Annotated in this window: 19 protein-coding genes; 2 read left to right on the forward strand and 17 right to left on the reverse strand. The window is 41.5% G+C overall.

Going from position 1 to position 19,779, the window contains the following annotated elements; translation table 11 throughout:
• Positions 1–5: 5 nt before the first annotated feature.
• From buk to LJD61_RS18575, 10 genes are all read right to left on the reverse strand, one after another.
• Positions 6–1,088: a butyrate kinase gene (gene buk / locus LJD61_RS18530; RefSeq protein ID WP_255229056.1), complete on the reverse strand. Its 1,083-nt coding sequence runs from the start codon at positions 1,086–1,088 to the stop codon at positions 6–8.
• A gap of 186 nt (positions 1,089–1,274) precedes the next feature.
• Positions 1,275–2,672, reverse strand: coding sequence for a sigma-54 interaction domain-containing protein (locus LJD61_RS18535; RefSeq protein ID WP_255229057.1), 1,398 nt, complete (start codon positions 2,670–2,672; stop codon positions 1,275–1,277).
• Positions 2,657–4,288 (reverse strand): NAD(P)/FAD-dependent oxidoreductase, encoded by a 1,632-nt coding sequence (locus tag LJD61_RS18540; RefSeq protein WP_255229058.1) that lies wholly within the window; start codon positions 4,286–4,288, stop codon positions 2,657–2,659. Before LJD61_RS18540 ends, LJD61_RS18535 begins: the two co-directional genes overlap by 16 nt.
• Positions 4,289–4,297: 9 nt before the next feature.
• Positions 4,298–5,503, reverse strand: coding sequence for a CdaR family protein (locus LJD61_RS18545; RefSeq protein ID WP_255229059.1), 1,206 nt, complete (start codon positions 5,501–5,503; stop codon positions 4,298–4,300).
• The gene (cdaA, locus tag LJD61_RS18550; protein ID WP_255229060.1) at positions 5,496–6,317 is read right to left on the reverse strand and encodes a diadenylate cyclase CdaA; all 822 of its coding nucleotides are present in this window, start codon (positions 6,315–6,317) and stop codon (positions 5,496–5,498) included. The genes LJD61_RS18545 and cdaA overlap by 8 nt, the downstream gene beginning before the upstream one ends.
• Positions 6,318–6,522: 205 nt before the next feature.
• Positions 6,523–6,855, reverse strand: coding sequence for a hypothetical protein (locus tag LJD61_RS18555; RefSeq protein WP_255229061.1), 333 nt, complete (start codon positions 6,853–6,855; stop codon positions 6,523–6,525).
• A 16-nt stretch (positions 6,856–6,871) separates the two neighbouring features.
• A complete protein-coding gene (locus LJD61_RS18560; protein ID WP_255229062.1) occupies positions 6,872–7,129 on the reverse strand; it encodes a hypothetical protein in 258 nt (85 codons plus the stop codon).
• A 463-nt stretch (positions 7,130–7,592) separates the two neighbouring features.
• Positions 7,593–9,683, reverse strand: coding sequence for a CocE/NonD family hydrolase (locus LJD61_RS18565; protein WP_255229064.1), 2,091 nt, complete (start codon positions 9,681–9,683; stop codon positions 7,593–7,595).
• Positions 9,684–9,697: 14 nt separating this feature from the next.
• Complete coding sequence (locus LJD61_RS18570; protein ID WP_255229065.1) at positions 9,698–10,858, reverse strand: DUF819 family protein; 1,161 nt, start codon at positions 10,856–10,858, stop codon at positions 9,698–9,700.
• Positions 10,859–10,881: 23 nt separating this feature from the next.
• On the reverse strand, positions 10,882–11,949 hold the full coding sequence (locus LJD61_RS18575) for a mandelate racemase/muconate lactonizing enzyme family protein (RefSeq protein WP_255229066.1): 1,068 nt from the start codon (positions 11,947–11,949) through the stop codon (positions 10,882–10,884).
• Positions 11,950–12,157: 208 nt separating this feature from the next.
• Here LJD61_RS18575 and LJD61_RS18580 point away from each other — a divergent pair, with 208 nt between their 5' ends.
• Positions 12,158–12,718: a helix-turn-helix domain-containing protein gene (locus LJD61_RS18580; protein ID WP_255229067.1), complete on the forward strand. Its 561-nt coding sequence runs from the start codon at positions 12,158–12,160 to the stop codon at positions 12,716–12,718.
• A 171-nt stretch (positions 12,719–12,889) separates the two neighbouring features.
• On the opposite strand, the gene LJD61_RS18585 is transcribed toward LJD61_RS18580, so the two are convergent.
• From LJD61_RS18585 to LJD61_RS18600, 4 genes are all read right to left on the reverse strand, one after another.
• The gene (locus LJD61_RS18585) at positions 12,890–13,519 is read right to left on the reverse strand and encodes a DUF1847 domain-containing protein (RefSeq protein ID WP_255229068.1); all 630 of its coding nucleotides are present in this window, start codon (positions 13,517–13,519) and stop codon (positions 12,890–12,892) included.
• Positions 13,520–13,544: 25 nt separating this feature from the next.
• Complete coding sequence (locus tag LJD61_RS18590; RefSeq protein WP_255229069.1) at positions 13,545–14,348, reverse strand: ABC transporter ATP-binding protein; 804 nt, start codon at positions 14,346–14,348, stop codon at positions 13,545–13,547.
• Between the two features lie 56 nt (positions 14,349–14,404).
• Entirely contained in the window at positions 14,405–15,250 is an 846-nt protein-coding gene (locus tag LJD61_RS18595; RefSeq protein WP_255229070.1) for an ABC transporter permease, read from the reverse strand.
• A gap of 89 nt (positions 15,251–15,339) precedes the next feature.
• A complete protein-coding gene (locus LJD61_RS18600) occupies positions 15,340–16,482 on the reverse strand; it encodes an ABC transporter substrate-binding protein (RefSeq protein ID WP_255229071.1) in 1,143 nt (380 codons plus the stop codon).
• Between the two features lie 319 nt (positions 16,483–16,801).
• Here LJD61_RS18600 and LJD61_RS18605 point away from each other — a divergent pair, with 319 nt between their 5' ends.
• The gene (locus LJD61_RS18605) at positions 16,802–17,215 is read left to right on the forward strand and encodes a hypothetical protein (RefSeq protein ID WP_255229072.1); all 414 of its coding nucleotides are present in this window, start codon (positions 16,802–16,804) and stop codon (positions 17,213–17,215) included.
• A gap of 2 nt (positions 17,216–17,217) precedes the next feature.
• On the opposite strand, the gene aroD is transcribed toward LJD61_RS18605, so the two are convergent.
• The 3 genes from aroD to LJD61_RS18620 are packed head-to-tail and all read right to left on the reverse strand — an operon-like array spanning position 17,218 to position 19,759.
• Positions 17,218–17,991, reverse strand: a complete 774-nt coding sequence (aroD, locus tag LJD61_RS18610) for a type I 3-dehydroquinate dehydratase (protein ID WP_255229073.1) — start codon at positions 17,989–17,991, stop codon at positions 17,218–17,220.
• A gap of 23 nt (positions 17,992–18,014) precedes the next feature.
• Positions 18,015–19,196 carry an NAD(P)-dependent malic enzyme gene (locus tag LJD61_RS18615; RefSeq protein WP_255229074.1) on the reverse strand — a complete coding sequence of 394 codons (1,182 nt, stop codon included), beginning with the start codon at positions 19,194–19,196 and terminating at the stop codon, positions 18,015–18,017.
• Positions 19,197–19,201: 5 nt separating this feature from the next.
• Entirely contained in the window at positions 19,202–19,759 is a 558-nt protein-coding gene (locus tag LJD61_RS18620; protein ID WP_255229075.1) for a Fe-S-containing hydro-lyase, read from the reverse strand.
• Between the last annotated feature and the right edge of the window lie 20 nt (positions 19,760–19,779).

A 19,779-nucleotide genomic window follows, 5' to 3' on the forward strand; every position in this document is an offset into this window, starting at 1 on the left:
AAGCTTTATTTCACCTCTTCTTCATAGATTTTTGGTTTTTCTTCTCCCGAGAGCGTCCTCGCTGCGCCTTCAGCCAAGGCCAGCATTTCATCCTCTCCGGGATATACCATAAAGGGTGCAATGAATTTGACCCTTCTTTCTATTCTCTCGCACAAAAGCTTTGAATAGGCGAGGCCTCCGGTTAATACTACGGCTTGGACATCACCGCTTAACACCACCGCCATGGCTCCTATCTCTTTTGATATTTGATATGTCATGGCATCATGCATCAGGTCCGCTTTTTTGTCGCCATTGGCAATCATTTTTTCAACTTCTCTGCCGTCATTGGTGCCAAGATAAGCTATCAAGCCGCCTTTGCCGGATATCTTTTTCTTCAATTCATCCAGCGTATACTTGCCCGAATAGCACATCCTTATGAGATCTCCCACAGGAAGGGTCCCCGTCCTGTCCGGCGACAACGGGCCTCCCTCGCTGGCATTGTTTACGTCTATTATCCTGCCCTTCTTCATGGGTGCAACGGATATGCCCCCTCCAAGATGGGCTATGATCATATTTATTTCGTCGATAGCCTTTCCCATATCCCCGGCGGCCCTTCTTGCCACAGCCTTGATATTCAAGGCATGGACCAAAGACCTTCTCGGCAGCTCGGGCATGCCCGATATCCTTGCCACCTCTTCAAACTCATCTACTGCAACAGGGTCTACAATATAAGAGGGTATGCCCTGTGAGTCACCTATGCTTTTTGCAATGATGCCGCCGAGGTTGGAAGCGTGCTCGCCTTGAACACCGATCTTCAGATCCTCTATCATGGCATCTGTGACTATATATGTACCACCGGGTATGGATCTTAGAAGCCCCCCCCTGGCGACAACCGCAGCCAGGCTTTGGAGTTCAGCTCCCTCTTCTTTCAGCCAGTCCAGTATTATGTCTTTTCTGTAATCATATTGATCCGTAACTTTTGCGAATTTCTCCAGCTCTTCGTTTGGATGAGAAAGGTTCTTCTGCTTTACCGGAAGGCCGTCTTTGAACAGCGCAACCTTGGTAGAAGTAGAGCCGGGATTAATGACCAGAATGTATTCCCTATTCAAGCTTGAACACCCCTTGCATATAGATTTGATAATATTCTCTCTTTATAATACATGCAATATGTATGCCAGTTTTTCATGGATAGAAAAAAACCGACATTCCAGTGTCAGTTTTTTCACAATCTTCCAGTATGCAAATTATTGCATGCAATTCCTTGCAATGCATTTTTATGTGCAATTTCTTGCATATCACTCTATCATATATTTCTCCAGCTTATAGTAGAGATTCCTCAGCGAAATCTGCAGCAGCTTAGCCGCCTGAGTCTTGTTATTGCCGCAAAGCCTCAGCACATGGGCGATATACTCCTTCTCGATTTTTTCAGTCAATTGCTCCAAGGTCATGGTTCCTCCTTCAGAAAAATCAACCTCCGCAGGTGCATTTATTTTTTCGTCGCCGAGCTCAAATTTGGGCAAATGCCTCTTTTGTATGGTTTTCTCCGTCATCTTCATATTGATTATGGCCCTGCCGATGATATTTTCCAGTTCTCTCACATTGCCCGGCCATTGATATTCCGTGAGTTTTTGCAGCGCGTCCTCATTTATGCCCTCTATATTTCTGCCGTATTCCTGATTGAATTTTTTTATAAAAAATCTTGCAAGGCATCCTATGTCTCCCTTCCTCTCCTTCAGAGGAGGTATCCTTATGGGGAACATATTGATCCTGTAGTACAAGTCCTTTCTGAACTTGCCCTGCTTGACCGCATTTTCGATATCAATATTCGATGCGGCTATGACCCTGACATCTATACTTACGGGCTTTATGCCGCCTACCTTCATTATCTCCTTTTCCTGAAGGACCCGCAGCAGCTTTGCCTGAGTTTCCACATTTATCTCGCCTATTTCATCAAGAAAAATAGTGCCCCCATTGGCTTCTTCAAATAGTCCCTTCTTGCCGCCCTTTTTGGCTCCGGTAAAGGCCCCCTCTTCATAGCCGAAAAGCTCGGATTCCAGGAGGCTCTGGGGTATGGCGGCACAATTCACGCGGACAAATTGCCTGTATTTTCTCTCGCTGGAGTTGTGAATGGCATGGGCGAATATTTCCTTGCCCGTACCGCTTTCCCCCATTAAGAGCACAGTTGCAGGCGTGTTTGCAGCCTTTTTGGCCTTTTCTACGGCATTTTGCAGCTCGACATCATTGCCCTCTATATCATCAAAGGTATACTTGGCCTCCAGCTTCCTTATTATCTGCTTGGCTTGTCTCAGTTCTTCGGACAGCTTGTTCATCTCCGTAATATCATGAAGCACTCCTACGCTGCCGATAAGCTCTCCGTCCACGATTATCGGAGCCGCATTCACCAGCACTTCCTTCCTGTTGGGGCCTACTCTGAGCAAGGCTCCCTTTACAGGCTTTTTCGTTGCCAGGACCTGCATGTGAACGCTTTCTCCTTCTGCAATATCCACTGTGGCCAGCTTGCCCAGCACATCCCCTTCAGACAGGCCGGTAATCTTTGTATAGGCGGGATTGATCATGATGCCTATACCATCTTTGTCCACTACGGATATGGCATCTTGAGTAGCATTAAAGACCGCACCCAGCATGCTTTGGACCTCTTTGAGATTTTCAACGGTAATCACTGCATCCCGCATTTTATCACCTCATCCTTCCCGGGGGACCTGAAGCGTTTGATCACTGCCTCCGCAGCCTTTATGCCATCCACGGCCGAGCTCATTATGCCTCCGGCATAGCCGGCACCTTCTCCTGCCGGATAGAAGTTCTTCAGATTTTCGCTCTCCATGCCGGGTTTCCTCACAAGGCGCACAGGTGAAGAAGTCCTGGTCTCTATGGCCGTCAATATGCCTTCCGGATGGGCAAAGCTTTTCAGCTTTTTATCAAATCCGGTGATGGCATCCTTTAATGCCGCAGCCACAAAATCCGGCAGGCAGTTCTTCAATTCTGCCATTTCCACTCCCGGTCTGTAGGTGGGCTTAACCGCACCAAAAGCCTTTGAAGGTCTGTCCTGCAAAAAATCTCCTACCAGCTGAACAGGTGCTATGTATCCTCCCCCGCCGAGGTCGTACGCTTTTCCCTCCCAGCGTCTTTGAAAGCTTATTCCCGCCAGGGGATGGCAGTCGCCGAAATCCTCCGGGTGAACACTGACAACAACGGCGCTGTTGGCATTCTGCCCGGCTCTGTTATGATAGCTCATTCCGTTTGTAACAAGCCTTCCTTTTTCTGAAGCCGCAGGCACCACATAGCCGCCGGGGCACATGCAGAAGGTATACGCAGATCTGCCTGTGCTCTCGCTCCTGTGAGTCAGCATATAGTCCGCAGCGCCCAGTCTGGGATGCCCTGCAAGGCTGCCGTATTGGGCTCTGTCTATCATTTCCTGCAAATGCTCGATCCTGACTCCTATGGCGATAGGCTTCGATTCCATTGAAAGGCCTTTGCCGAACAGCATTTCATAGGTATCCCTGGCGCTGTGACCGATGGCTCCTATTATCGCATTGGAGATGATGCTCCCCGCACCGGCCGCATGGATACCTACGGCCTCATCATCCTTTATCAGTATTTCATCCACAAGATGGTTGAATCTGAATTCTCCGCCCAATGCCTCTATGTACTTTCTCATATTCTTTATTACAGCTTTCAATATATCTGTGCCTATATGAGGCTTGTATTCATAAAGTATTTCTTCTGGTGCTCCAAAATCCACAAATCTTCTGAGCACCAGCTTTATTCTGGAATCCTTTATTCTGGTGGTGAGCTTTCCGTCTGAAAATGTGCCGGCCCCGCCTTCCCCGAATTGGATATTCGATCTCTCGGAAAAGGCTACATGGGACATGAGGGATTGGATATCCTTCGTACGGCTGTCCACATCCGCTCCCCTTTCCAGGATCAGGGGCCTGAAGCCGCTCTCCGCCAGGATGAGGGCCGCAAAAAGGCCTGAAGGCCCGGCGCCTATTATCACCGGCCTTCCCTCCAGCTTTTCTTCACCAAAATCAGGCAGGGCATACTGGAATTCTTCGTATTCCAGTATGTCCTTATGGTTTATCAATCTTTTGCAGCTTTTGCTGTCGGCAAGCTCAACCGCAGCATTGTATACAAAATATATGTCCTTCTTCCTCGCATCTATGGATTTTTTCAATATCCTGTATCCTTCAATGCTCCGGGCATCTATCCTCAATCTCCTGCTGATGGCTCTCGCCAGTTCTTCTTCGTTTTCTTCTATATGGAGCTTCAAATCCTTTATTTCAAGAAGCATTAATATTATCTACTCCCTTTTCTTCAGTGTTACGCTTATCACGCTCGGGTTCAATCCCATCATTTCCAGTTCGGCCGGTTTATCATAGAACACATGCATCTCATGAGTGCCTTCTCCCAGGCCCGATACATCGATATAGAAAGCATTGTTTACATCCCAGGCATTCACTATGCTTTCGGGGCCCCTCACAAATGCCTGTATAGAGGTCTCAGGGAACTCGGCCGCAAGATCATCCGGCAGGTTCCTGACAGCAATATTATTGACCTCAATAGGGGTTTCTACTATCTTCTCAATGTTCACATTGAGCCTTACCACCTCTGATCTGTTTGCCAGCTCCACACCGGGCGGCAGCACCAATGACACTTCCTTATCTATAAAAGCCTTCACATCCGTCAGATCTATCCTTTGAGTCTTGACTGATTCAAGAGAATCAAGCAATTCTTTTTTGCCCGCGATGTGTATTTCTTTAGGGCTGATGGAAATACCCGTCACTATATAGCCCGGCGCAGGCTTAACTGCAATATCCGGGTCCAGCAGCACAATCTTTGTGTATTCTATGGGAATATCTATATCCACCGACCTTGGATTTACCTCCACATCTTCGACTGCCTTCCCGTCGGCATCCAGTATCTTTACTGCTATATTCTTCTTTATCTCGGCAGATGAGCTGCTTATGTCTATATCAACCAGAGCCGTTTTTACAAGGTTTACTAATGATTCGGCGCCTTTGATGGTTACCTCCGACGGGGACACCACAGGAGTCATGGCCGCCATACCCTGGAGCGGATTACCCGTAACCTTTATTTCCACAGGCATTGTAACTGCAATTACATTATCCAGCTTGACCCTGATTGAAACGGCGGACATGGATGTAATATCCACACCGGCGGGAACTCCGCTTATTTGTATAGGTATTTGGAATTCTCCTTTGACTTTTTGATCCCGCAGGTCTGCCGATGCACTGATCGTAGAATTGCTGATCCTGTCCAAGGTGTTCTTGTTTCCTTTCAGCTTCAAGGATACTTTATACCCGTTATTCTCTATGATGGTAATGTTATTGGCAGCAAGGCTTTCAATATTCATAAGCTTTACAGGCAAGGATATGTCTTTGTAAACTACCGGGTTTTGCTCCGTTATCACATAAAGCCACAGCATGGTAGCCAAAAGCACTGACAGTATTCTGGCTGTGATTTTTTTGTCCAAAAAGTTATTCATTTTTTGCACCCCATTTCGACCAGACGGGCTGTTTCTTGGTTTCAATTTTTATATAGTTATTTTTCAGAATTTCTTTAAGGGATTTGGTGTCTAAGTATCTGGAAAGCTTGCCTTCCCTGGCAAAGGATATGACTCCGGTTTCCTCGGATACTATTACTACCAGACTGTCAGATATCTCCGTGAGCCCCAGGGCAGCCCTGTGCCTGGTGCCCAGCTGCTTGCTGAGGTTCTGGCTCTCTGTGAGAGGCAGGAAACAGCCTGCGGCAGCTATCCTGTTTTTCCTTATTATAACCGCACCATCATGAAGAGGTGTGTTGGGTTCAAATATATTTATCAAAAGCCCGGCAGAAATCACCCCATCGATTCTGACGCCGGTCTCGATATATTCATTGAGTCCTGTGTCCTGCTCCATAGCTATTATAGCTCCGGTCCTATTTTTAGAAAGTTCGCTGACCGCTAAGATGATCTCATCCAGCATGGTTTCCAGCTCCTTTTCCTGGAGCTCATTCTTTGCAAAGAATTTGCCTCTTCCGATGTGCTCCAGCGCTCTCCTAAGCTCCGGCTGGAATATTATTAGTATGGCTATAGCTCCTACAGTCATGGCATTTTTAAGCAACCAATACATGGTATGCAGCTGCATGACATCGCTTAATTTTGTAATAACGAGTAAAATTATAATTCCTTTTATCAGCTGTTCCGCTCTTGTTTCCTTTATAAGCTGCATAAGCTTATATATTATGAAAGCTACAATCCCTATATCCAGATAGGTACTCCAAAGCTTCAGATAAGGCAGAAGCTCTTTAAATTCATTCATGCCATCACTCTCCCGCCGTGCAATATTTTTCATATTAATTATACACCAAATTCAATGGTAATTTACATAGTTAATTATAAAAATATAATTTTTTTCCTATTTCTCTGGGTTTATTCCTTCATCAATGGTTTTATATAGCAAGGCTTTTTATTTGATTCGCTATATTCTCAGCTTCCCTCAGCATTTGACTCTTATACACCTATGTTTATTCATAGTCTATGTAATATATCTTTGCATCTTTATGACTGATATACACAATAACTTCATTATCGTTCTTATCTTTGCCTTTGATTACATAGAACATAGGATTCATAAACTCGCCATTTTTGTTGAAAGGAAATGTTTTCGTACTTATTTCCTTGAATTCCGTATTATCAACAGTAACAATAGGAGTATACTTTTTTGCTACTTTAATCGCATAGCTTGGACCCGGAAACCCAATTAAAATAGTTGCACTCATCATAGATAAGTATAATATGAGAAATAAGAGAGCAAATGGCCATATGGTTGAGCAAAGCCGTTTGATAATATTTTTCATAAATTATCATTCCTTTTTATTTCACTTCGCCCCAAGTTTTTTTGTCCATCAAATTCAAAGCAAAAATTACCGAAATTGATTGCATAAAGCGATATAAATAGGCATTACCTATTTTAAAAAAACCTGGCAGTATAATTAACAAAATAAAAATCAGTAAAGAAATTGGTTTCCCAAGCTTTCTAAATGAAGTTTTCTTCAAAAATTTATCATATATATAGAAAAATATAAGTAATAGGAAAGCACCCCAAATACTACTTAGATTGAAAGCATTCATCTTATTCACCTCATAATAAGTTCAGAATCTAAATTACGCCTTCCCATATAGCATCAATTCATCCGTGCTATTTAATAATTACTTTCTACCTTCATTTTACAGTTTAAATCTTATTAATCAATAGCTTCGGTATGAACTGCATTATTTTAGGTATGAATTGCAACAAAAGCATGATTTATATGGAGAGGCGGTCTAGTGTATAGCTTGACCTTTTATTCACGGTCCTTTGACAGTTGTCCTTCAGAAGAAATGAGTGCATGAAAAAAGCCGTAGAACCTATTGCAGAAAAACAAAAGAGACTATATAAAGCTTGTGTTTAATTTACACCAAACTTTGCATAGTCTCTAAAATATAATTTTTTCAATGAATATAAATTTATGGTAAGATCCTATTCAAATTATCAGAGATATTTTTCATCACTTTCCGGACGCTTCACTATTAATTTTATAACCAATAAGCCTTATTATCCTTCAATAGGAAGTATTATTTTAGAAGGATATTTTTCTCCATGATAGATGGTATTTTCAGCTATTACTATTTTTGTGCTATTGAAGGACTTTTTCGTGTTGCTATGAGGGAATATAAAGTTCTTAGCACTGGATGTTATAGTAAATCTGATTTTATGACCTTTTTTAAAGGTGTTTGATATCTTAGAAGTCCTTATTATAAAGTTATACACTTCATCAGCTTTCATAAACTCCGGCTTTGCAAAGCTGTTTCTATATTTTGCTGTTAGCAATCCGTCTGCTAATTTAATCGAATTGCCCTCTTCATCAACATCAAGGATTTTAACAACCCAGTCAGTATCAGGAGCAGTACTGGAAGCATAAAATTCGGCAATTATATCTCCTGTTATTGTCAAATCTGCTTCTAATTCTTCAGAAGTATAGCAAAGAATATCTTTTCTCTTTTCCTCATCCTTATAGTTGCCCGGTACTGCTACTTCGTTTTCAGAAACATCTATAAGCTGTACTGCCGGATCTTCTGGATTATAAATATAAGTATCCTTTTTATTCTCTTTCGAAGCATTAAAATTCAGTCTTCCATCACCGTAGGAGCTGTTTGCATTGCCAAAGCTTTGAAGATACATATCAACATATTTAGTATCAGGCAAAGGCCAGTTCGAAGAAGTTTTCCATTGATTGCTTCCTACTGTATAATATTCTACTGGGGCGCCTTCATTTATTCCGTTCTTTATTCCCTTCAGATGGCAATCAAACCACGCTAAATAAGAATAGTCAAGATCATAGCGCAAAGCATTGTCACCAAAAGCTACACCATGCAAATCTCTTATTGAGTTGCCGCTGTGCATCCATGGACCTAATATTGCTTTTCTTTTTTCCTTGTCAAAGCTATTTATAACATCCAAGGCTTCTGTTGTCCCAGTTCCATTATCATCATACCAACCGGATAAAACCAAGATAGCTATATCCTTAATGTTGTTCTTCTTTGAATACCAATCTGTCTTTTCCCAGTACTCATCATAATCGTCTCTATTCAGCCATTGATCAATAAACTCAACAGGATATCCCAGGGCTTTTGGTACAACATCCTGTAAAGGTCTTATATTTAGAACCTCATCCCAATCATCCCTTGCCATAAGCTCCGGCATGAACTTTTTCCTTGATACAGAAAATGCCCAAGCCAGCATACCTGAAGTAAAGGCTCCTCCTTTTCTCGGCATGTCGGTAAATGGTCCTCCTGCAGTGACTATGCTGACCATAGCTTTAAGATATGGATTCCCTGTGGATGCAAGTGCCCATTGCACATAGCCCCCATAGGAGCCTCCTATCATACCAATTTTCTGGTTTGACCAGGCTTGCTTCGCAATCCAGTTTGCCGTATCATTTCCATCATCCGCTTCATAATACATTGGCAGCCATTTGCCTTCCGATTCATTTCTGCCTCTTACATCCTGTATTACAACTGCATATCCTCTTTGTACATATTTATAATGATTTTGAGAAAAAATTTCCTTGCCATAAGGTGTTCTGACAAGAATAACAGGCAGCTTTTCATCTATTCCTTTTGGTAAAAAAACATTGGTTGAGAGCTTAACTCCATCTCTCATTTCTACCATGAATTCTCCCAGAAATTTTACAGGATGCAGCTTCTCTCCCTTTTTCTTTTCATTCCATACCTTTAGTGATGTTCTTAATTCATAGCCCTCCTCAACGAGGCAAGTACATATCTCTCTGGCAGGGCAATTAAAGCCAACTATTTTATTATCTGCAACTATGATATCCAAAGGAAATTTCTTGTTTCTTTGAACCCAAATATCATTATATTTTGAGTATATTTCCCCAAATGGCGTCTCTATTTTGTCTCCCTCTGCTTTGGTGAATATTTCCTCGTAGGCTGCTAATCTTTCATTCAACAGCATCAGATTTATTTTTGTAAAGTCATTGTAGAAAGCATGATCCTCTTTTGTAAGCTCCTTTCGCTCTTCTAATTCATTGCTGAATACATTAAGCTTTTCATGAAGCACATTATCACCATTAAAATATATAAAACCATAATTGATGCCGGATTGATATAATGCAAACTTTCTCAAATCTCCATCACTCCTTACATCCCCAATACTGCTTTAATTGCATAAGCAACAGTTATACCAACATAATTCCCCACAAGGCCTCCTATTACACCAAGTACAACTGATATGCTGACTAAGGATTTCCACTCCGCCGAAGCAGCTACCAATGCTGCTGTAGGTCCATCTGCTATAGCTGCTACAATTCCTAAAAGCACATATTGATATTTTATCTTGAATAGTCTTGTTAAGCTAAGGTGCAGAATCAAGCTTCCGCAAACAACAATAAAGCAGAACAAACTAATCATAAGAGTAGAACCGAAAAATTCCTTTAAATCTACTGCAAAGCCTATAATCGACAAGAATATTAATGCTACATACAAACCTAAATCAAGGTTTCCTTTAAGCTTTTGAACTTGTTTGAATTGAGCTACTATAACTGCTATTGTGGTTATAAGCAGTATTCTTACTGCACTCTTGTAGGCCGCAGGTGCAAAGCCTGCTAAAAATGTTGAGGCTGCAGTTATTGCAAAGCCTAATGCAAACAACCAAGCTATGTCCTTTATGCTCCATTCCTTAGAACCCATAAGCTCTACATGATCATCTGTATCCAGTTCACTGTCAGGCACTGAATAAGGCCAAAACTTTTGAAAAGCCTTTGATTTTTTTATAATTGCCGGTGCTGCAAACAAGAATATAAGTGATGGCATTCCTATAACATAATCAGCCGCATTAGCTGCCGCTATAGTTTTACTGCTGGCTTCAAGTCCTGATGCAATGGCATTTAGATTACTGCTGCCCCCTGTATAGGTTCCAACAAACATTCCTGCTACCTTCCAGCCTTCATCAATTTTAGGTGCAAAGAAAAGTCCAGCCAAGAAAGCTACAAAGCTTACGCTGAATACTGCTATAGCGATTGATATCAACGGCTGTTTTGATATTTTCATCAATCCTCTTAAATCAACTCCGAGGATCATTATAGCAACAGAAACAGGTATAGCATAATACATAATAGTTCCATAAAGCTCTGTACTGACAGGTACTATTTTAAAGTTAGAAAGTATAATACCTAGAATGATTACTGTCAATGCAGGTCCAAGACTTTTAAAGAGCTTAACTTTCTGAAGATAAAATGCCGCTGCAACCATACAGGTTATTACTGCAAGCAAGGCGGGTGTACTTGAAAATAAAGTTGTCATAATAGATTCCTCCTTTAATATTATCACATATTTACTTCTATTCCTAATCCGGGTTTATCTAGTAGTGTCAGTATATCGCAGTCCCTTTCAAATCCGCCTTTTATTAATTCTGATTCCTGACAATACATAAAAGTATCCAAATCTGCTTCTGTTATATTTCTTTTTGCTGCAACCAAGCTTGCTGCCGCTGTTATCGCAATCCTTGCTTCAAGCATGCAGCCTACCATGCAATTGATGCCTGCGGCTTCTGCAACAGCATTTATTTTTTCTGCTTTATAAAGCCCACAGCTTTTCATCAGTTTTATGTTCAGCAGATCCGCAGATTGGGTTTTAACGGCTTTCAATGCATCAACATGATCATGTATAGCTTCGTCAAGCATAACCTTTACAGAGGTTCTTTTCCTTATAATAGCTGCGCCTTCTATATTCCAATAGGGCAAAGCCTGTTCTATAGCATCTACCTTGTATTCCTCAAGTGCCTGAGATACTCGTATAGCGTCATTAACATTCCAGCCTTGATTGGCATCCATTCTAAGTCTTATCTTGTATCCTACAGCTTCTCTTATAAGTCTTATAACTTCTATGTCATTTTCCGGTGATATTCCTGCCTTTATCTTTAGTATTCGAAAGCCTTCTGATACCCTTTGTTTTGCCTCTTCTGCCATTTCTTCCGGTGATGCTATTCCAATGGTCATATCTGTCTGAACCTTATTGTCAAAGCCTCCAAGTATTTTGTAAAGAGGGGCATTCATAACCTTACCTTTGATATCATGAAGAGCGATGTCTATGGCGGCTTTAGCAGCGGTATTTCCTATTATTGTCCTATCCATGATGTAATGTATTCTCTCAATAGCCAAGGGGTCTTGTCCAATCAAAAGACCTTTGAAAGTTTCCAGAGTAAATAAAACTGTATCAAGACTTTCTCCCGTAACCGGTGAAAACGGTGCCCCTTCTCCATATCCGCAATAGCCTTCGTCTGTTGAAATTTTTACTATTACTGTTTCACAATATTCTACAACTCCTAAGGCTACTACAAATGGTTTTTTCAGTTTGACTTTAATTTTTTCATACTTCAGGTCTATGATTTTCACGCTAATTCCTCCTTGTTTTTATGCACACTAAAATATATGCTAATAATTTTATTTTTAATAATATTTTAATATATACGAAATTATTAGTCAATACAATATATTTTTAGTATTTATTAAAGAATGCAAAAGAATCTGTACAATGCTATGGAAAAATTATATGATATAATGTAATCTATAAAATAAGATTTACTTTCAAAGGAGATTTTTCATGTTAGGCGAAAATATAAGAAATATAAGAAAATCAAATAATATGACAATAAGCGAACTGGCAGAATTGACCGGATTATCAGTAGGATATATCTCTCAACTGGAAAGAAATCTTATTGAACCGTCACTTTCTTCTCTAAGGAAGGTTGCAAAGGCTTTGGAGGTTCCTACTTATATTTTCATGGAAGATGACTGTAATGCTGATGTTCTAACAAAAATGAACAACAGACTTATAATGAGTTTTCCTAAAAGCCCTGTTATATACGAGCTGATTTCACCGCTTCCCACCAATACATTTAATCCTTCTATGCTGGGTATGTTTTTTGAAGTTAAACCACACAAGGCTGACACAGAAGATTTTATAACGCATACCTCTGAAGAACTAATAATAATCCTTGAAGGCGAAGCCGATATAATATTAGGCAGTGAAACCTTTAATCTGAGCCCCGGCGATTCATTATATATTCAAAAAAGCGTGCCCCATAAAATAATAAACAGCAAAAACGTACCGATAAAAGGTCTTTCCGTAGTATCTCCCCCAATGTATCCAAAGCAGAAGTAGAAATATAAATTCATATCTGATGCGGGAGATTCATCATTGATGGTAGATATAATACCACTGACATATTCCCCACTGCACTTGGCACGATATGCTTGTGCTGTGAGATTAGCGATTTCAGTCAGAGGAATCACATAGAGCAATAAAAGCTGAGAATTTCTTCTCAGCTTCATCTTATTTATCTCCATACAGCTTCTTCTTGTAATAGCCCTGAGCCATATAAATTGCTGCCAAAGGATTGTGTCCTGTTACTCTGTCTTTAACTCCAAGAGTGGTTATAGGGGCTTCAAGATATTTCATCACCAATGTATCATGCCCTACACACAACCCTAATATAACATTGAGGTCTGTCTTTTGGTCATTGAGCAGAAGAGCTTGTCCGATGGGATTGCACATTATTTCGTCGCAATCTCCTTGTATTTTATCTTCATCCTTGATTCCAATGAAATCCTTTCTTAAGCCGCCATTTTTGCAAAGGACAGAAACCACTTCAAAATCATGATACTCTAAAATGTTTTGAAATTCTCTGGTTTCCCTTGCCAAGCCTAAGCAAAAAGCCAAGCCTATCTTATGATATCCGCATTTTTTTGCAAAGAGAATGATTTCTTCTACCCTAGTCATATTCCCATATCCGTGAGCTTCTACCAAGGCAGCATTATATGAAATTTTATGATTTTCTTCCTCTAGATATAGCTTTTCAGCTTGCTCTTGAATTTGGCTGCTGTCATTAGGACAAACAGGCAGCGATTTTTCAAGCTCTCCTTTAGAACAGCCCTGCAAAACGCATTTTGCACAATTATACATAATATCACCCTTATCTTTTATAATTTTAAAAATCTTGCATCTCTATTTTATAATTGTTACCCTTATTGATCTCATCATCCAGCATATTTAATATTTCATTTGACATGGCTCCATATAGAACATTGCTGCGATCTCTTGGTCTCGGCATATCTACATCTATAACTTTTTTTATTGTCCCCGGCCTGCTGGACATAACGATGATTTTATCCGCCAAGTAAATAGCTTCATCAACACTATGGGTTACAAATAGTATAGTTTTGCGGTTATCCCTCCAAATCCGGAGCAGTTCTCTTTGCATAAGTATACGGGTGTGGGCATCCAGCGCACCAAAGGGTTCATCCATGAGCAGCACCTTCGGATCATTGGCTAAGGCTCTGGCTATTGCAACTCTTTGCTGCATGCCTCCGGATAATTCGAAAGGATAGGCATTGCGGAATTCTCCCATTCCTATGATGTTTAAAAATTTCTCTGCCGCTTCTTTTTTTATTGCATTTGATTCCTTTCTGAATTCCAATCCCAATACTATATTATCCTCCACGGTTCTCCAGGGCAATAACGAATACTGCTGGAATATCATACCAATGTCACGGGTAGGCTCCTTTAATTCCTTCCCATAAAAAAATACTTTACCGGTAGTCGCTGCTTCCAAGCCTGCAATTATCCGCAAAAGCGTAGATTTTCCGCAGCCTGAGGGTCCTACGATACATACAAAATCATTTTCCTTTATATCAATTGTCGTGCTGCCCAGTGCGTGTACAACTTTGTCTTTTTCCGATACATATTTCTTGCTCAGATTTTCTATTCTTAAACAATTGCTTGCAATATTCATATCATATTCTCCTTGAATCCCTCTGTCATCCATATTTTAAAATCAACTGATATTATCTATCGGTCAATCTTTGTTTCTCTTTGCCAGATGAACCTCTTCTTCCCGGCGAGGCGGATGCTGAAATCAAGCAAAGAACCTATCAGCCCGATGCTGATCATACCGACCATAACTAAATCAATTTTGGCCAACTCATAGGCATGGGTTATGAGATAGCCTACTCCCGATATGCTTCCCGGCATCATTTCTGCGGATACAAGGCTAGTCCATGCACTGCCCAAGCCTATGCGCATCCCGTTCATAATGGTAGGTCCCGCGGCAGGTATCAAAATTTTAAAGAATATATTCGATTCTTTAGCTCCTAAAACACGAGCAGACTCTATCAATGTATTAGGCACCTGTGATATGCCGTGAATACAACTGGTTATAACCGGGAAGAAAGTACCGAGAAAAATAATAAACATCATCGACAGCTTGAAGTTGCTCAGATATATATACCAGGTCCCTTGATTTAGCCCTAAAATAGTCGCAAAGCTCGTTATCCCGAACCATGCCAATACCAGAGGTACCCATGCAATGGGCGGAATGGGCCTGAATAGTCCTATTACGGGATTTGCCAATTGGTATGCCGTCTTGCTGTATCCCATGATAATACCCAAGGGAAGAGCAATCAGCAAAGCTACTATATATCCCAGCATGACCCGGATAAGACTGATTACGATGTTTACAGCAAGGGAACCTAAACCTATCACGTTTTCCGTAGGTGCGAGAAAATGTTTGAGCACCGAACCAAGCTGCGGCAGGATTAAACGGTTATCTATAGCCTTTGCCCCAAACGTCCATAGCAGCAGAACTATAGCCGGACCTATAAGAGATTTCCCTGTTGATAATATAAATTTTTTCAATTATATCTCTCCATTTATAAGAAAAAATTCTGAATCAAAATATGCTCAGAACTTTTTCTGTTATTGTATAGATATTGCCTTTGATGCAGCTAATTATTTAAAAAGGTGAAATTATAAAACTCTTTTTTAACTTCTACAAAATCTCTTTCTTTTAAATCTCCGTCAAGTTTATCCAATTGCTTCAGCAAATCGTAATAAAGGTCGACTCCCTCCAGCCATTTATCAGAAACTTGAGTTGTAAAAACTATAGAGGCGGATTTGACCGCATCCTCAGATACTCCGATTATTTCTGAAAGCAAAGCCGATGTTTCTTCTTTGTTTTCTCCCATCCATTTTGCAGTGTTAGTGAACAAATCAACAAGAGCGTCAAAAACTTCAGGATGCTTGGATATCACTTCTCCCCGGGCAGCCAGCACACAGCAGGGAAAGTCATACCATTGTCCTTCGGGGGGAAATTCATTCAGCTTCAGAGCGATGGAGCCGATCCCTTCTGCTTCTGCAGCTTCCGGATAATGTGAGGGAGCCACCCATGCATCGACCAGATTGCCGGTGAAGGCGGAAAGCAGGTTTTTCGACCCTTTCAGGTCGACCAACAGCACATCGGCACTGTTATCATTGGGATCTTCCGTGACTTTTAGATTTGCTTGTCTGAGGGATGTTTCTATTACGACTCTCGGAGCGCTTGTCGGAGAGTGGTAGCCGATTTTCACGGGATTCTCAGACTTTTTTATGTACTCAGCCACTTGATTCCAGCCCTTTATCTCACTTCCCGAAGGAAATACCAAACAGATCCCGTCTACGTGAATGGGGCATAAGACTTGGATATCCGTACCCTGATCCTTTGCGGACATCATACCTGTTACAGAGTTCACTGCACAGTCCAGCTGCTTTTGTCCCAGCATGACCGCGGATTCAGAGCTTCCTTTGGTCAATATGGTATTTATTACGGCAAGCTTTTTCCCATCTTTATAAAGCTCATATTGCTCCTTTTCAACGATAGGTTTTAACCATATTCCGGTATCTTTAAATCCCTCCCCCTTAGAAGCTGCCGTCAACATGATGCCCGCATGCAAATCAAAGCCCCAGGCCATATTTATAACCGTTGTCTCAGCTTCACCTGGTTTTTCTGTCCCCGAAGCGGCTGCTTCCTGTTTTGCATTGCTGTTGCATGCAGTAGTAAACACCAAAGATACGATTAAAACCAATAGAAACATACTCCTTCTTTTACTCATAATATCCTTCCTCCTTACTGCAGTAACTTCAACAAATGAAATTGAGCAAAAATGCTGTTTTAACATACTGCCATATACATTTAATACTATAGAAGCTGCCAAATTTAAGCAAATTGAATTTTTCTATGCTTTAAATCCTTAATATACAAATTATGAATAGCATTTTGAGTATTGTTTATCTATAAATATAAATATGAATTGCAATAATAGCTTGTTTTTTATGGAAAATTATTTCAGTATTGGATATAATGATAATATAAGGAGAAGGAATAATTATAGAGGCGTAATAATATAGAGGATTATAAGGGAGGTATTAAATATGCTCAAGCACATCCTCATTATAGTATTGAGCTTAACTTTTATTATTGCCAGCTTTGTATATATCATAAAAAATTACTTGATAGGCTTCAAAGGGAGTGACAGCGGCTTCAAAAACTTTATGGTCTATATTCCAATAGTTGCTGCTGAGATATGTTTTATCACGTCTGCGATCACCGGATACATTGCATTGAATTTATACAATCACATAAGACATGAGATCAATATTCCGGCTGAGGAATTGGAAATGCTGAAGCACTCATTGGCCCATAGAACAAATGAAGCTTCTATTATACTTATTGCAGGGTTCATATGTGTTTGCATATCAAGGTTTGCTTTTAAACACATACAAAAGGAGATTCAAAAAGAGCTGGAAAAGCCGAAGAAGCTTTGGAATTTGGATAAATATCAATGATGTTATAATCTTTTCATCAAAGCATCAATAAACTTCCTCATTTCTCCTATTGGCATTTGTCCCGGTGCTGATGCATTCACTCCCGAAGCAAAAGTCATATCGGAGCCGAACATCCATCCTGCCAATCGTGCAAGGGTGCCAGCAGGCCCCATGGATATAGCAATAACGGGGCTTGATATTTCTTTTCTTGCTTTATGGGTTGCATTGAAAAGCTGCAAAACATCTCCTTGCTCCTTAGCCATGACTGCTATTTTACCTATGTCTCCGCCTGAATCTATTTCTTCTTTTATCTTGTCTATCATAAATTCCTCGGAAGGGGTCTCTGCAAAATTATGATAGGACAGGATCAATTTTACTCCGGTCTTCACCGCCAAGGCTTTTATTGGTTCAATATTATCCCTCCCAAAAGAAAGCTCCACATCAATGACATCGATGCATCCCGATAATATTGCATTTTTATAAAGTTCCGCTCTTATTTCGTCTTCAATCCTTCTGAATCCGCCTTCGCTATGGCTTCTGCAAGTGAATATTGCAGGGATTTCTCCCGCTTTAGCCCGGAGGCACCTTAATATATTATAGACCTTAGAATGATCCATATATTTTTCAAAATAATCTGCGCGCCATTCAATCATATCGGGAGATAAGCTTATCACTTCATCGATTTCACTCATAAGGTCTGTTTCACCCACGGATGTCAAGGGTATGCAAATAAGAGGCTTATCGCCTCCCAGCACTTTATTCTTGAGCGCAATAGGCTTTAGAGCTTCTGTTCTCATGCTTATCCCCCCACTGTATGACTCTATTTGCTGATACTTGCAGCTCCTGTATCCCTGGCAGCCTGGGCCACTGCCTTTGCAACTGCCTGCACCACTCTCTCGTCAAAGGGCTTTGGTATTACATATTCTGAGCTAAGTTCTTCATCGGAGACAAGTCCTGCCAAGGCATATGCAGCAGCCAGCTTCATCTCTTCATTTATCCCGGCTGCCCTTACATCAAAAGCACCCTTGAATATTCCGGGAAAAGCCAGGACATTATTTATCTGATTGGGATAATCCGATCTGCCGGTCCCCACTACAGTTGCACCCGCTTTTTTAGCAAGCTCCGGCTCAATTTCCGGTACCGGATTTGCCATCGCAAATATTATCGCATCCTTATTCATGGACCTTACCATCTCTTCTGTAACAATGTTTGCGGCTGATACTCCGATAAACACATCAGCTCCGGCAAGGGCATCGGCAAGGCTTCCCGATTTCCTCTCCTTATTGGTGACTTCTGCAATCTCTTCTTTTGCCCAGTTCATGCCGGTTTTTCTTCCTTTATATACTATACCGCTTCTATCACAGAGCAGCAAGTCCGCGACTCCCACATTCAGTATCATTTTAGCGATGGCAATGCCGGCAGCCCCCGTGCCGTTTATGACGACCACCAGATCCTTCATCCGCTTTTTGCTTATCCTCAGAGCGTTCATGAGGGCGGCTAATGTGACAACGGCGGTTCCATGCTGGTCATCATGGAAAACCGGGATCAACATTTTCTCCTTCAATCTTCGTTCAACCTCAAAGCACCTTGGAGCCGAAATATCCTCAAGGTTTATTCCGCCGAAGGATGGTTCTATCAGCAATATGGTATTGACTATCTCATCAACGTCAGTAGTATTCAGGCATATGGGAAATGCATCCACACCGCCGAATTCTTTAAACAGCACTGCTTTTCCCTCCATTACGGGGAGTGCCGCATGGGGGCCTATGTCTCCAAGGCCCAAAACAGCAGTGCCGTCAGATACTATCGCCACCATATTGCCCTTTGAGGTATATTCATAAACCTTATCCGCATCATTATTTATTTCCTTGCACGGTTCGGCCACTCCGGGCGTATACGCCAGGCTCAAAGATGACCTATCCTTTATAGGAACCTTGCTTTTTACTTCCAGCTTGCCCTTATTATCTCTATGGAGCTTCAATGCTTCTTCTCTTATCGACATATTATCTACCTGCCTTGCCTTTCATAGTTTTTTCTTCCCGATTTGTATATATCTGTTCCCTTAGCATCTATTGCTACCGTAAGGGGAAAGTTTTCAACCTTCAATCTATATACGGCTTCCGGCCCCAGCTCGGGAAAGGCTATGACTTCGGCCTCCTTTACAGCCTCAGCCAAAAGCGCTCCGGCTCCGCCTACGGCTGCAAAATATACTGCCCTGCTCCTGATCATCGAATCTATTACCTCCCAGTTCCTCTCGCCTTTCCCTATCATGCCCTTTAAGCCTCTTTCCAGAAGAGCGTCGGTATAGGCATCCATCCTCCCGCTTGTGGTGGGCCCGGCTGAGCCTATGACCTCATCAGGCTTGGCCGGGCACGGGCCCACATAGTATATGACCTGGCCTTTAAGGTCCAGGGGGAGCTCTTCACCTCTATCAATCATATCGACCAACCTTTTGTGGGCCGCATCGCGGGCAGTATATATGATGCCGCTCAGCATCACCCTGTCTCCGGCCTTTAATCCATCAATCTCATCATCAGTCAAAGGGGTGTAAATAAACTTGGTCATTCGTTTTACCTCCCGCATAT

Origin of the sequence: Lutispora saccharofermentans, assembly GCF_024363565.1 — a bacterium.
In the GTDB taxonomy this organism is placed as follows: domain Bacteria; phylum Bacillota; class Clostridia; order Lutisporales; family Lutisporaceae; genus Lutispora; species Lutispora saccharofermentans.